The organism is Pseudoxanthomonas sp. LjRoot206 (assembly GCF_056175725.1).
In genome coordinates, this window is the sequence record NZ_JBGFFI010000007.1 from 51038 (window position 1) to 65786 (window position 14749).

The 14749-nt window shown below is 67.1% G+C and carries 9 protein-coding genes; 7 read left to right on the forward strand and 2 right to left on the reverse strand.

Annotated features, from left to right (window positions below; all coding sequences use genetic code 11):
• Positions 1-219 precede the first annotated feature (219 nt).
• The 5 genes from AC04MD_RS19460 to AC04MD_RS19480 all read left to right on the forward strand — a co-directional run bounded on the left by AC04MD_RS19460 (position 220) and on the right by AC04MD_RS19480 (position 11576).
• Positions 220-1578, forward strand: a complete 1359-nt coding sequence (locus AC04MD_RS19460) for a prealbumin-like fold domain-containing protein (protein ID WP_475498855.1) — start codon at positions 220-222, stop codon at positions 1576-1578.
• 307 nt (positions 1579-1885) lie between these two features.
• Positions 1886-3235, forward strand: a complete 1350-nt coding sequence (locus AC04MD_RS19465; protein ID WP_475498856.1) for a prealbumin-like fold domain-containing protein — start codon at positions 1886-1888, stop codon at positions 3233-3235.
• A 611-nt stretch (positions 3236-3846) separates the two neighbouring features.
• Positions 3847-5841 carry a hypothetical protein gene (locus AC04MD_RS19470; protein WP_475498857.1) on the forward strand — a complete coding sequence of 665 codons (1995 nt, stop codon included), beginning with the start codon at positions 3847-3849 and terminating at the stop codon, positions 5839-5841.
• Positions 5842-6399: 558 nt separating this feature from the next.
• Positions 6400-8400 (forward strand): GEVED domain-containing protein, encoded by a 2001-nt coding sequence (locus tag AC04MD_RS19475; protein WP_475498858.1) that lies wholly within the window; start codon positions 6400-6402, stop codon positions 8398-8400.
• Between the two features lie 398 nt (positions 8401-8798).
• A complete protein-coding gene (locus AC04MD_RS19480; RefSeq protein WP_475498866.1) occupies positions 8799-11576 on the forward strand; it encodes a serine/threonine-protein kinase in 2778 nt (925 codons plus the stop codon).
• A gap of 113 nt (positions 11577-11689) precedes the next feature.
• Here the strand turns inward: AC04MD_RS19480 and AC04MD_RS19485 are convergent, their stop codons facing one another.
• Positions 11690-12337, reverse strand: a complete 648-nt coding sequence (locus AC04MD_RS19485; protein WP_475498859.1) for an HAD-IA family hydrolase — start codon at positions 12335-12337, stop codon at positions 11690-11692.
• Positions 12338-12477: 140 nt separating this feature from the next.
• On the opposite strand from AC04MD_RS19485, the gene AC04MD_RS19490 reads away from it, so the two are divergent.
• Both AC04MD_RS19490 and AC04MD_RS19495 read left to right on the forward strand, forming a co-directional pair.
• Positions 12478-12813, forward strand: coding sequence for a hypothetical protein (locus AC04MD_RS19490; protein WP_475498860.1), 336 nt, complete (start codon positions 12478-12480; stop codon positions 12811-12813).
• A gap of 485 nt (positions 12814-13298) precedes the next feature.
• A complete protein-coding gene (locus AC04MD_RS19495; protein WP_475498861.1) occupies positions 13299-13784 on the forward strand; it encodes a hypothetical protein in 486 nt (161 codons plus the stop codon).
• A 742-nt stretch (positions 13785-14526) separates the two neighbouring features.
• Here AC04MD_RS19495 and AC04MD_RS19500 read toward each other — a convergent pair.
• A partial coding sequence (locus AC04MD_RS19500) for an IS3 family transposase (RefSeq protein ID WP_475498808.1) occupies positions 14527-14749 on the reverse strand: 223 nt, incomplete at its 5' end.

Below are 14749 nucleotides of genomic sequence, written 5' to 3' on the forward strand. Positions count from 1 at the left end.
CCGGGCGGCTTGCCTTGTCCGGCGTTCCTCCCTGATGGCGGTGCATGAGGCACTCAACGTGTCCGCAGCGCCTGCCCGGTGAGTCCATGTCCTGATTCGGCCATCAATGCCGATTGATGCTCAGTCGGGATGTGACACATCCGCGGCGCCTGCCCGCGCGTGGTCGGATCGATCCTCGCGCGGCAGGGGTCCTTGAACTCACCGGATGCAGGGGAAACCATGAATGCCATTGCACGGCGCCTGTGCGCCACCGCGATCATTGTCGGCCTGTCGCTGCTGGCGACGACGCCTGCCTGGTCGCAGACCTGCCCGACCGGCAGCATCAATCCGTTGGCGGCATATGACGGCCAGTCCCCCAGCCAGTCGAGCATCAATCCCAACAATGTCTACGTCGGCAACTCACGCCTGCAGGTGACGCATTCCACCACCGGCAGCGCCAGCATCAGCACCAATACGATCGACGACAACCATATCACCGGTGATGTCGGTGTTCGCATCGGGCATTCCGGAAGCGCCGATTCGTCCAGCGACACCATCCGCTCCGTGTACGACTTCCGCAATCCCTCCAATCTCGCCGTGTTTCTGCCTGTCTCCGGATTGACGTTCCGTATCCACGACATCGACGCGGGCGACAACGTCATCGTCAATGCCTACGATCAGTCCGGTGCGCTGATCCCGCTCACCACATCCATCTACACACTGGATACGAGCGATGGCGCCAGCGGCGTCAGCGTGGCCGCCCCGAACCGTTTTTTCCGCACTGGTACCGACATCGATGATCGGCGGGGGTCGGTGAACTTCAACTTCGGCGGCCTGCGGGTCCGGCAGCTCGAACTTGTCTACTACGATGGTAGTAGCTCCGGCACTTATACGCTCGCGGGCCTGCTGGCCTGCAATCCCACACTGACGCTCTACAAGACCACGCAGCTGATCGGAGGCGGTCCGTTCGGCTTCGCACTCACCGGTACCACGCGCACCTCGGCGACCGTCAGCACCAGCGCCGCCAACGTGCCGGAACAGGTGGATGGCAACGCAGCCACGGCGGGCACCCAGGTGTTCGGCATCACGCCGAACCTGCAGGTCACGATCAACGAGAGCAGCCTGCCGACGAACTGGTCGATCGTCGCCGCATCCACCACCTGCACCAATGCCGGCGGCACGACGATCGGCAGCCTTTCCGGTACCACTTACACCATCCCGGCGGCGAACACGTTCGCCGGTGCCGCCATTACCTGCACCTTCACCAACCTGCCGCCGCGGTCCGACGTGCAGGCCACCAAGACGGCGACGCCGAATCCGGTGAACACCGGGCAGGTGGTCAGCTATTCCATCGTGGTCCGCAACAACGGCCCGAATGCGGTCAGCAACGTCCTGCTGACCGACAACGTCGGGGTGGGCCAGAACTGCAGCGTGCCCAGCACCACCGCCACCTGTACCGCCACCACCGGCGCCACCTGTCCGGCGTCCATCCCGGTCGCCACCCTGCTGGGCGGCGGCATCACCGTGCCGACGTTGGCCGTGAACTCCCAGGTCACGGTGACGGTGCAGTGCACCGTGACGGCCAGCGGACTGCCCTGACGTACCGCCGCGCCGACCTGCCGCTCCGTTGAGCGCGGGGCCGCCCCTCGGCCGCCACGCACACCACATCGGCCGATGTCCTGCCTCACCTTCGTAAGGTGATATGAAGCCGAGCCCTGTCACATTCGACCGGGCACGGAGGGAGCCGGAGCTCCCGGAGGCAGGAACCGATGAAACGAAAGGCACGTTACCGCCCCGACGCGCCACACTGCGTCGCCGGTCGTCACATTGGCGTCGCGGCAAGGCCCGGACAGGCGGGTAGCACCGCTTTTCCGATCCGCACCCGTCCATGTCGGGGAGTGGGCGTATGAGCAGCAAGGTCGGTCGTTTCCACCGCTGGGCGCTGTGCGCGGTCTGGCTGCTGCTCGCGGTAGCGCGGCCGGCGGCGGCAGAAGGCTGCCTGGCCGGCGAGTTCAATCCGTTCACGCCGTACACCGGCACTGCCGCGCTCACCACGGTGGCCAACAATCCCATCTTCATCGGCAATGCGCGCCTGCAACTGAGCAGTGGCGGCACGGCGGGTGGCACCATGACGATCGGCAGCCACTTCGCCACCGACATCGGCGTGCGCACGGCGCAGGCAGGGGCGGTGTCGCCCACGCTGTACCACGACTCGACCTACGACTTCCGCGATCCGGCGAACCTGGCGCAGTACCTGCCGGTAAGCGACCTGACCTTCGTGCTCTACGACATCGACGCCGGCGACAACGTCACCGTCAATGCCTACGACCAGAACGGCACGCTGATCGCGCTGGCGGCCTCCAACTACAACTTCGTGACCTCGAGCGGCACGCCGGTCGTCTCCTATGCCGGCGCCAACCGCTTCACGTCCTCCCTGTCCGACGTCGGCGACCAGCGCGGTACCGTGCTGCTCAACTTCACCGGCCTGCAGGTGAGGCGCGTGGTGCTGCGCTACTGGGACGTGAGTGCCGCCGGTACCTACACGGCGGCGAGCTGGGGCGGCTGCAACGCCTCGCTGGTGCTCAACAAGGTCACCCAGACCTTCGCCGGCGGGCCGTTCGGTTTCACCCTGACCAACACTTCGCGCAACACCGGCGCCACGGTGTCCACCAGCGCCGCGAACGTACCGGTGCAGGTGGACGGCAACGTGGCGACCGCGGGCGTGCAGGCGTTCGGCATCACCACCGCCGGCACGGCGGTGACGATCCAGGAAAGCAGTGTGCCCACGGGGTGGACGCTCAGCGGCGTGGTCTGCACGAACGTGTCAGGCACGTCCGTCGGGTCGCTCAGCGGCACGACGTACACGCTGCCCGCCGCTGCAACCACCGCAGGTGCCCTGCTGACATGCACGTTCACCAACGCACCACCGCAGGCGGACGTGCAGGTGAACAAGAGTCCGTCGGTGCCCACGGTAGCCACGGGGCAGGTCGTGAGCTACACGCTGATCGCACGCAACAACGGACCGGCGGCCGCCAACGGCTCGGTGCTGACGGATCTGGCAGGCCCGGGCCAGACCTGCAGCACGCCGAGCACCACGGCAACCTGTACCGCCACCGGCGGCGCGGTGTGTCCGGGCGCCACCGTGCCCGTCGCCACCTTGCTCGGCGGTGGCGTGACGTTGGCGACGTTCCCGGCCAACTCGCAGGTGAGCTTCGTCATCCAGTGCACGGTAACGGCGAGCGGATTCACGCCATAGAAGTCTTCGGTGACCGTAGGGCGGCGCCACCTCGCCTCGCGCCAGCGACCGCCTTCGCCGTATCGTCGCCATCACATGACACGCACACGATGACATTCCGACCTCCATCGATGGTGCTCCGGGCGCGCCTGATCGCCGTGCGAGCGCCATCGATGGCACGCGGCGCTCCATCCGTCCCGCTCGGATTGCCACGCGCAAGGCAGTGGAACCCCATCCATGACGTTCAGAAAGCGATCGATGGCTTCGCGAATCCCATCGATGGCACTTTTCGCTCCACCGCGCTCGCATCGGAAGCCATCGATGGCGTTGCGAGCTCCAGCGATGGAGCAAAAAGATCCCGTGCCATCGCTTTTCGAGCCCCATCGATCGGGCTCCGAGCCTCGCACCTCACATGCCGAGTCCCATCGATGGCATTCCGAGCCCGGCGAATGACATTCCGAGCGCCATCTGGCGCGCGCGGTCGCCGATGAGTCACATCTGTCCTGAACTGTGACGATGTGCCGAATTTCTGCCGTGTGCATGCGCGCTGGGCGCCTGCCGCGGACAGGGGTTTGCGTTAGATGAGAAACACAAGGAACGGCGCCGTCGCGCATGCACGGCGCCTGGCAAGGATGGCTATCGCGATCCTGTGCACGAGTCTCGCATTGCCGGCCAGCGCCCAGTTCAAGATCTCCGATTCGTTCCAGGGCACCACCCAGGCTGGCTGGACCATCGCCGGCACCAACAATGCCGGTACCAACGACAGCGGCATCCTCACCGCCGGCCGCGGCGCGCTGCCGGTCAACGTCAACGACACCGCCGGCAATGGCTGGCTGCGCCTGACCACCAACCTCGGCAACCAGGACGGCGGCGCGCTGTACACCTCGTCCTCGTTCTCGCCGGCCAACGGCGTGGTGGTGGAATTCGAGTACGTCGCGTGGGGCGGCACCGGTGCCGACGGCATTTCCTTCTTCCTGTACGACGCCAACGACACCATGGCCGGCGCCCTGAACGGCGCGTCGCTGCGCTACTGCTGGGGCGCGGGCGGCTATCTCGGTGTGGGGCTTGATGCGTTCGGCAACTTTTCCAGCAATGGCGCGCTGGGACGCTGCCCGAACAACGACGGTCCAGGCAACCGGCCCGACAGCGTGGTGGTGCGTGGCCCCCGGTCGTCCAACAATCCTTATGTCGGCGGCGCGACGATCGCCGCGGGCATCGACGTGCCCAGCGTCACCGCGCGGCCCACGCCGAACCGCGTGCGTTACTTCCTGGTGCCGAACGGCAGTGGCGGCTATCGCGTCAGCGTCGCGCACGGGGTCAACGGCGCCGCGCCGGCCACCGTGCTGAACAATCTCAACTTCCCGTACACCGCCCCGGCGCTGCTGCGCTTCGGCATCGCCGCGACCACCGGTGGCTCCAACAACATCCATGAAGTGCGCAACGTGGTGGCGTCGTCGCCGGCCGATATCGGCGTGACCAAGACGGTGTCCGCCACGCGCTTCTATCCGGGGCAGACGGTCGGCTACACCGTCGTGGTGACCAACAAGGACATCAACCCGTCCGATCCCGGCAACCAGGCGCCGCCGATCAGCGCGATCAACGCACCCGATCTCACCGACACGCTGCCCGCGCAACTCACCGGCGCGACCTGGACGTGCACGGCCTCGGCGGGGTCCACCTGTCCGGCGGCCAGTGGCAGCGGCAACCTCGCGGCGGCGGGTGGCTACACGATGGCGGCCGGCGGCACGCTGACCTTCACCTTCAGCGCGACGCTGGCGACGACGGCCACCTGCGGCGCCACCATCACCAACACCGCCACGGCCCTGTTCTCCGGCACCGACGGCTACTCCGACACCACGCCTTCGGACAACAGCGCGAGCGCCAGCTTCACGGTGAACTGCGACGACGTGGCGGTGAGCAAGACCAACGGACAGGCCGAATACCGTCAGGGTCAAGCGATCTCGTACACCGTCGTCGCCAGCAATCCCGGCCCCAACGCGGTGGCGAGCGCGGTGTTCACCGATCCGGCGGTCGCCAACTTCACCGCCGCGTCGGTGACCTGCGGCAGCGCCACCGGCGGCGCCACCTGTCCGACGGTAGCGAACACGACCGTCGCGCTGATGCAGGGCAGTGGCATCGTCATTCCGGGTCTTCCTGCCGCCGGCAGCGTGACGTTCACCATCACCGGCACCACGGCAGCGGCAGCGACCGGCAATCTGGTCAACACCGCCTCACTTGCGCTGCCGGCCAACCGCACCGAAAGCAATCCGGCCAACAACACCGCCACCGATACCGACACGCTGGCGACGGCGGCGGTTTCGGTGACCAAGACGCGAGCGGCCAGTGGTGCCGTGCGCCCGGGCAATGCAGTGACTTTCAGTCTGCTGGTCGCCAATACCGGTCCCAGCGCAGCCGATGGCACGACGATCTCCGATCCTGCGGTCGCCGGTCTGAACTGCACCGCGATCTCGTCGTGCTCTGCCACCGGCGGCGCGGTATGCCCGGCCACGAATGCAGCGGCCTTGACCGCATTGAAGACGCCGGCCGGTCTGGCGATTCCCACGCTGCCGAACGGCGGCACGGTGACGCTGGGCCTGACCTGCGCGGTGACGGCGACAGGCTTCTGACCTTCGCCCTGGCGACGCGGTGCGTCGCCCTTCCCGTCGTGCGATCACACAGCCCCACTGAGCAACGCATCGCCGCAATGGCGTGCATCACGTGCGGGCAGTCGCGACCCGTCCCCGCATGAACCGTCCTTTCGGACGGCGCATCTGCTTGCGGAAAACGCGAGCGTTGCGCGGCAGGCATTGCGTGCCGGTGTAGCGCCTCCCCGCTGCATCGCTACCTCTCCCAGCGATGCTCACATCCGCACGTGATGCCTGCGTTCCTGCATATGTGCGGTGCATCGAAGTTCAGGCATCGCGCCGACCGGATCGCTGGAAACGTGTCCCGCCATCCGTCGTGTCGCCGAGCTGTCAGGGCAGGTGGCTCCAACGGGTGCGATGGACACGGCAAAGCGCGCGGCATGTGCTGACCCGCATGCGCTGCATGACGGCTCGCGAATCGCGGCGCGCGGGCAGAGAACGGATGAGCGCGTGTCGTGGTTGACCTGACTGGATGCGTGCAGCGATCAGGTGGAACGAGGGTACGAGGACGAGGATATGGGGCAGGGGGACGACGCACGGGTGAACACGCACGGCAGGGCGACGTGCGCGACCGTGGTGATGGAAGCGGCGCGATGCCGGCAGCGGCTGACGCGTTACGCACGCCACGCCATACGCGGCAAACGCCTGCTGGCGCGCATGGCGCTGCTTCTGCTCGCTACCTGGTGCGCGCAGGCCGATGCCATCCAGATCCCGACCGCCTCTACCGGGGGAACGCTCGCGTCCGACACGTCGGTGACCAAGACCTATCCGTCGGGCCTGACGTACACGCTGACGTTGTCCGGCGGCAACGGCATCCCCTTCATGTTCGATGGGCAGGGCGGGTTGAATGAGGCGGGCGCTGCCACGACGGACTACTACATGCCCGCCATGGACGTGGCCGCCCTCAACTCGGCGTCGCGGATGCGCGTCTACGGTCCGTGCACGCCCAGCGGTGGCGTCTGCCTCAACCGCGGCACGCTGACCATCGCGTTCAACCAGCCGGTGACCAATCCCATCCTGCATGTCGCGGGCCTTGGAGGCTCAAGCAGCGGGACCAGTCACGCGCCGGCGTTCCGGCTGATCTCGCCGTCAGCCGGTGCGAGGCTGATAAACGCGAGTTTTGCCAGCAGCAACATGAACGTGACGAGCACCTCGTTCTCGAGCAACGCATTGAATGGCGAGAGCGATTGCAATGTCTCGAGTACGGGCGCGGGTTGCGGCAGTATCGAAATCCGCGGAACGGTCACGTCGGTAACGTTCGCGGTGGATCTGCGCAGCGAAGGAAACCTGACCTCGGCCCACTTCGATACGTTCAGCATGAGCATCACCGTGGATGAAGACTTCGGCGATGCGCCCGTCACCGGTTTCAACTCGGCGCAGGCCCCGTCCCACATCCTGGGTGATCTGCGCCTCGGCGCGTCGATCGATGCGGACGGCATCTACGAGATGGCGGCGACCACCAGCCCGGTGGCGGTGGGTGCTGGTACCGACAATACGGGCAGCAGGGGCGATGGCGACGACGAAGACGCCATCACCAGTTTCCCCGTCCTGACCACCGCTCATGCCAGCTACAGCCTGGCCGTGCCAATCAGCGGTGCGAGCAAGGCGGGGATGGCCTGCGGCTGGATCGACTTCAACCGCAACAACGCGTTCGTCGCGAGCGAGCGGGCCTGCACGAGCTTTGCTGCGGGTGCCACCAGCGTCACCCTGGTCTGGAACAGTGGCAACGGCAATGCACCGGGCGGGTTGTCGGTGGGGAACAACTACGTGCGCCTGCGTGCCGGGTACACCAGTGCCCAGATCCAGACCGCCGACGGCAAGGGCCGCGCCGACAGCGGCGAGGTGGAAGACTACCGGATGGCAATCACCACGGCCCCGACGTTGACGTTGGCCAAGACCTGGTCCGGCGCGGCGGTCGGCAACGTCGCCTGGCTCGACGCCGAGGGGACGAACGGCGCGATCTCGTTCGACTCGGTGGCCGACAGCGCCAACGAGACCGATACCAACACGCCCTGGGCCGTGATGCCGGGCGGCAGTTACACGATTGAAGAGAGCATCGCCGTCGGCGTGTCGGCCGCGTACGAGAAGGCCCTCAGCTGCACGGGCAACACCGGCACCGGGGCCGCGTTGTCGTATACGCCCAACGCGACGAGCGGTACGTTGACGGTGGGAAGTACCGCCACCGCCATTGTCTGTACCTTCACCAACACACGCCGCGTGGCCGATGTGCGCATCGAGAAGACGGCCAACCCGAGTCCCGTCGTGGCGAACACCAACGTGCAATTCACGCTGGTGATCTCCAACCTCGGGCCGTCCGCAGCCGACGGTGCGGTCGTGCGGGACCCCGCGGCGGCGGGGCTGGATTGCACGGCGGCGGGGCTGCCGGTGATGACGTGCTCGGCCGCGTCCGGCGCCTCGTGTCCGGGTTCGCTGACGGTGGCCGGATTGCAGTCCCCCGGGTTGACCATTCCCGCGTTGCCCAACGGCGGCGCCGTGACGCTGGGGCTGACGTGCCGGGCGACGGCGAGCGGTCTTCCCTGAAGCACACAGGTTGTCCGGCGGATGATCAAGCCGCCGCGACGATTTCCGCGATGCATGGCGGGCGCTCATCGATCAAGGGGCTGGAGCCTCCAGCGGCACGCGCGATCCGGCGAGGCAGCGGCCAGGCGGTCCAAGGACACCCCATATGTCCTGTTCCACGTCCGTCGGCCGACTCCCTTTCCTGTCACACTGGTAGCGGGAGCAGTGCCGGCCGGATGGCCAATCTGCTGGGCGGCGCCAGCGCGCAGCTTTTCGCTTGGAATCCGGCCATGGCGCCACGGCAATCTCCACCTCCCCCTGCAGCCTCGACGCAGCACCGGTCCCCCTACGATCGTGCCCTGGCGATGTTCGACGAGGTCATTGCGCTGGCGCCCGACCAGCGCGCTGAGATGCTGTCGATGCTGGGCCGCGACGATCCCGCGACCCGTGATGCGTTGCAACGCCTGCTGGCGACCGACGATGCGCTGACAGAACAGGACACGTCCGGCCATGCCTTCAGCGGACTGACGGATGTGCTGTTCCAGGAGGGCGGCGCCGGCATCGGCGAGGATGCACGCCTGGGCAGGCGCCTCGGACCGTGGCGGCTCGATGCGGTCGTCGGTACCGGCGGCATGGGGACCGTCTACGAAGCCTGGCGCGACGATGGCCACTATCGGCAACGGGTCGCACTGAAGTGCATGCGCCACGAACTGTCCTCGCCGCATCTGGTGGACAGCTTCCTGCGCGAGCGGGAGGCGCTCGCGGCGCTCGACCATCCCGGCATCGCCACCCTGATCGATGGCGGCATCGACGATGCCGGACGCCCCTGGTTCGCCATGCGCTATGTCGACGGCCTGCCGATCGACGTCTGGTGCGAACGGCAGCGCGCCGGCGCGGAGCAGCGCGTGGATCTGCTGGTGCAAGCGTGCGACGCGCTGGCCTACGCCCATGCGCGCATGGTCCTGCACCAGGACATCAAGCCGGCCAACCTGCTGGTGACGCCCGATGCCCAGGTCCAGCTGGTGGACTTCGGTCTCACCGCCTCGCTGGCCGCCGACACCGTGCCGCCGCGGGTGGCGATCTCCGAGGGCTACGCGCCGCCGGAGGCCCTGGGCGGCGAACGTCCCACCGTCGCTTCCGACCTGTGGTCGCTCGGCATGGTGATGTACCGGCTGCTGTGCGATCGCCTGCCGCTCACGTCCTCGTGGTGGAGCTTGAACGCGGGCGCGCCTTCGGCGGAGCCGATGTCGACGATAGCGGTCGCCCTGCCACAGGATGCCGCCCATGCACGCAGCCTGCGCACGGCGCGCGCGCTGTCACGCCGCCTCTCCGGCGATCTCGACGCCATCGCGAAACGCTGCATCGCCACCGATCCCGCACAACGCTATGGCTCGGCGACCGCGCTGCGCGACGATCTGGTGGCCTGGCGCCGCCGACGTCCTGTGCAGGCACGGAACGGCGGCGTGCTGTATCGCGGCGGGCGCTTCATTGCGCGGCACCGCGTCGCGGCGGGGCTCGCGGGGCTGGCCCTGCTGACGCTGATGTTCGGCGGAGGTGTCGCAGCGTGGCAGGCTCACCGTGCCGCGCGCGAAACGGCAGCGACGATCGCGCTGTCGCAGGTCTTCGAACAGACCCTGGGGGTGGCCACGCTGTCGGGTCTGGGCGATACCGCCCTGTCCTCGCATGAACTGCTGCAGCAGACGGAGCGGCGCGTGCGTGAGGTCGTGGGCGACCGGCATCCGGCAGCGCTGTCGCGCGGCCTGGCCATTCTTGCACGCAACTACACCGTGCTAGGCGACTACCCGCGCGCCACCGCGCTCGCGCGCGAGGCGGCATCGCTCGGCGACGATGATCCGGTCACGCAGGCGCAGGACCAGGCCACCCTGGCTTCCCTGCTGAATCTGCAGAGCAGGCACGCCGAAGCGCATCGCGTCGCGGCTGTCGCGCTGGCAGGGCTTGGCGAGGAGGCGCCATCGGTCCGGCTGCAGCTGATGACGGAAATCGCCCGCAGCCAATGGAACGAGCTGGAGCGTCCGCAGGCCTGGACGACGCTCGGGCAGGCCATGGCGTTCGCACAGCGTGCTGGCGACCGGGTGGCGCTGGCAGAGCTGCATCGCCAGCGCGGGTCGTGGCACGGCCGATTGCGCCACTTCCGTCAGTCCGAGAGCGACCTCAGGCAGGCCATCGCGCTGGCGGGCGACGATGCGCCGCTGGTGGCCAACGAGGCGCGCCACGTGTTGTCCGGCATGCTGCTGCTCGAGGACCGCAACGCCGAAGCGATACGCATGGCGGAGGCGCAATTGCAGGAGGCGCGCAGGCGGCTCGGCGAGTCGCACCCGCTGGTCGGCCGGGCGTGGTGGCGACTCGCCAATACGCAATGCGTCAGCGCGCAACTCGATGCGTGCGCCGCCTCGATCGGACGCGCCGACGTGATCATCCGCGATTCCTTCGGCGAGATGCATCCGGACTATGGGGATGTGCTGCGGGTGCGATCGCTGCTGGGCGCGTCAGGCCAGACCGATCCCGGCGGTGACATCCTGCTGTTGCGGCGCGCCTACGCGATCATGCGGGCGGCGTATCCGCTCGACAACGAGAACACCCAGAAGATGCAGACGGATCTGGGCCGGCGCCTGCTGTCGACCCCGGCCGCCTCTCCGGACATCCGTTCGCGCAACGTCGACGAGGCCATCGCGCTGCTGGAGGCGCCGCTGGCACGCGCGAGCACCACCGGCGTACCGCTCAGGCCGTCCCACCGGTCCGCGCTGGCGCAGGCCCTGATGGAGCGCGAGGGTCCCGGCGACCTCGCGCGTGCGCGCACCGTGCTGGCGGAAAACCGGCGTGTGATGGAGCCGTATCCGCACCGCTACAGCTATCGCTACAGCGACCGTCTGCGCGAGGCGCAGCTGCTGCTCCGCGAGGGCGACGCCGCGGGCGCGGAGGCGCTGCTGGTCGCGCTGCTGCCGGAACTGCAGCGTTACCAGACCGTCACCAACAACCGCTTCTCCCTGCGCGACGCATGGCTGATGCGCGCGCACATCGCCGCCGGGCGTGGCGATCGCCGGCAGGCACGCGACTTCCTGGCCGACGCCTTGCGCCACATGACGTCGGCATTCGGTGCGCAGCACGCGGCAACGCAGCGCCTGCGCAGCGAGATCGAGGCATTCGATCGCTCCGGAACGCTGCCGGCCGTGTCGTAGTGCGGCAACGTGTCCGCACTGCGGCCACGCCATCGGCGGATCACTTCGTAGGCACATCTTGCGAGGGCCGGTGCGCCGGGCGATCTCGCAGCGCGAGGCCTGCTTCGTAATGTCTATCGCGCGTCGATCTCGACGTGGACCTTGCCATCGACGACGGCGACGCGCAGTGCGTCCAGTCCGGCGATGTTGATCACTTGCTCCGGCTGTCCGTCGAAGCGCGGGCCCACGCTGAGCACGCGCGCGCCGGCGGCGGCACCGGCCTGGATGCCGGCCGGGGCGTCTTCCAGCACGCCGCAGGCGGCGATCGGTACGCCCAGGCGCTGTGCACCCAGCCGGTAGCAGGCGGGGTCGGGCTTGCCGACGGCGACGTCTTCGCCGTACACGCCGAACTCGGGAAGCGCGAAGCCGGCCGCCTGCATCCGCCGGCGGGCGAGGTCGCGTCCGGCCGAGGTGACCAGCGACCACGCGGTCGCGGGCAGGGCGGCCAGCACGGCAGCCGCGCCGGTGCAGGCGACGATGCCGTCGGTCGCGTCGGTCTCCTGCGCTTCCAGCTCGCGCGCGATGCGGCGGCTGGACGGACTGTCGCCCAGCGCGTCGATCACGCTGTCCATCGTGCGCCGGCCGTGCGAGCCGGCGATGAAGGCGGCGAAGTCCAGGCCGTGCTCACGGCAGAACTGGGCCCACACCTGTTCCACCCGCGCCGTCGAGTCCACCAGCGTGCCGTCCATGTCAATCAGCAAGGCGTCGAAGACGAGGTGCATGCGGGTGCGGTCCGGCAGGGGAGGGCGTGCGATTCTAAGGGCCGGGCGTTGCGGCGACTTTGCCGCCGCCGTCGGCTGCGTATCAGCCTGTGCGACGGCATCGGGCGATCTTCTCCGCCATCGAATCGAGGGGATGACCGATGACGTACCTGCACCGGATGGCCTTCAGGATGTACCTGCCGACGCTGGCCTGCCTGCTGCTGGCGTTCGCGTCGACGTGGCTGCTCACCGACGCGGCGCCATCGACGTTCGCGCACCCGCTCGGCGATGCGCTGCGCTGGATGCCGTACGGACTGTTGGCGCTGGCCGCGCTGCTGGGCGTCATCGCCAGCGTGCGCTTGCTGCGCTGGGAGACGGGCGATGCGCTGATCTGCGGGTGCGGGGGATTGCTGGGCGGGGAACACGCGGGACGCTGGGGAACGTACCGGACCTGCGCTGCGTGCGGGCGTCGGCAGGGCGTGATGCGCAACAAGTAGGCATGCCGGCGGTGCGGTCGAGACGATTTTCCTCGATGCCAAGGCCATCGAGCATCGAGCGCGCACCTCGGTGGTGCGGTGCCGTCCGATGGATTCTCGCCGCCGAACCGAAGATCCTCGACGGCGAGGACATCTGCTTCGATACCTCGAGCCGAAAAGACTCGGCGCCAAGGTGGAGTTCCTCGTTGTCGGGCGTTGAAGGTTCGCGTGCGAGTAAATACGCCTCGTCGTGTCACAGGGATGCCTCGCGAAGCGAGAAAAATTTCCTTGCCATCGTACTTTGACGGGATGCGCGTGCACCTTCCTGGGTCGCGCTCTCACATGGAGACGGTGACGGCAACGCTTCACGTATCACGTACGTACGAATACGTGTCTATTGTTAGTCATTTCCCCTCGTCGGCTCTTGGATGGAGACCTGCGACGGGATAGCGTGAACCTGCCGTCGGATGAGGCGGCATTACCTGACACGACATCAAGGAGAGACCATGAGTCAGAACCTCGTAGACCTGCAGATCGACAACACCATCCTCGATCCGCTGGATATCGCCATCATGCAGATGGAGAGCAGCCTGACCGGCCTGGTCTCGCTGACGCCGGAACAGCGGCGTGGGTTGATGAAGATGGGCGAGAAGTCCGAAGCGTTCTGCCGCGCCGCGTTGAACGTGGCGCAGCAGCACAGCGGCGTCCTGGCGCGCGACTTCGACATCGCCGCCTTCCAGCGCGATCAGCAGACCCTCGACGCGTTGCGCCCGCGCATCCTGCGTATCGCGCACCTGTACCAGCGGTTGATGGACACCGAGATGGCGCTGGGCAGCGACCAGATGGTCGCCTCGCTGGAGGTGTACGGCGCGCTGCGAGTGGCCGGCAAGGGCAAAAGCCTGGACGAAGCGCGGCGCAACCTGGGCGCGCGTTGGCGGGTCAGCGCGCAGGAGTCGGAGAAACCGCCGGCGGGCGAGGGTAACGGCGAGTAGTCGCCCGACGCTCTCGATGGAACAGGACGGCCCCGCGATGCGGGGCCGTTGTCTTTTCTGGGCAGCCTGTGAGGTTGATGGAGCGGCGCATTGCTGATGCGCCGCTCCCCGATGTGACACCAACGCGGAAGATCCGCGTTGCGGGGCGTGGAAGTCCTAGAACGGTGCCGAGAACACTGTCCGAGCGCGCCGAAGTGGAGAACAAGGTGGAAGTGCGCCATAAAGACGTCCCGCTTTATGGGTATCACTACCGATATACACACGCTTACCTGTGCTCCGGACTTCCCAAAACGGATCGGCTAGGAGTAGCGTTCGCTGCAAGGGGTGTACCGCCGGGGTGGCGGACGCATGGACTCTGGCCTGCAAGGGGCTGGAATGGAGCGAGCTTATGATAGCTATGGCTGAACGTCTGGACCCACTTAACAAGCAAAGTCTTTCTGGGAGAAATTTATTACGTAATCCCAGCTTAAAGTTATGTCTATGCCTCCTGATCTTGATGCTTATTTCCCAAGCGGGTATCGAGAAGGCCTACGCTGGAATTTATTATGTCTGTATGCCGACGTCGGTAATGGGCCAAAGGCAGACCACTTGCTGGGTAGAGAACAATGGCTTTTTGGATCGACTAGGTCCAAGGCAGTACTCCGATCGTGGTGAAGGAAGATCTCCAAATAGAGGGACACGAGATCTGCTTAAAGATCCCAGCTCCAACGATAAGGTGAATCGCCCCGGGTTTCATAGACAACTACAAGCCTGATAGTCCCGCCTGCCGTTCGAACTCTACCGGAGAGACGCCTCCATTGGAGCCGTGCCGGCGTTTTGGGTTGTAGAACATCTCGATGTAGTCGAACACGTCGCTACGTGCCGCATCCCGGGTCAGGTAGATCTTTCGCCTGATCCGCTCTCGCTTGAGCAACTGGAAGAAGCTCTCGGCTACGGCGTTGTCGTGGCAGTTGCCGCGCCGGCTC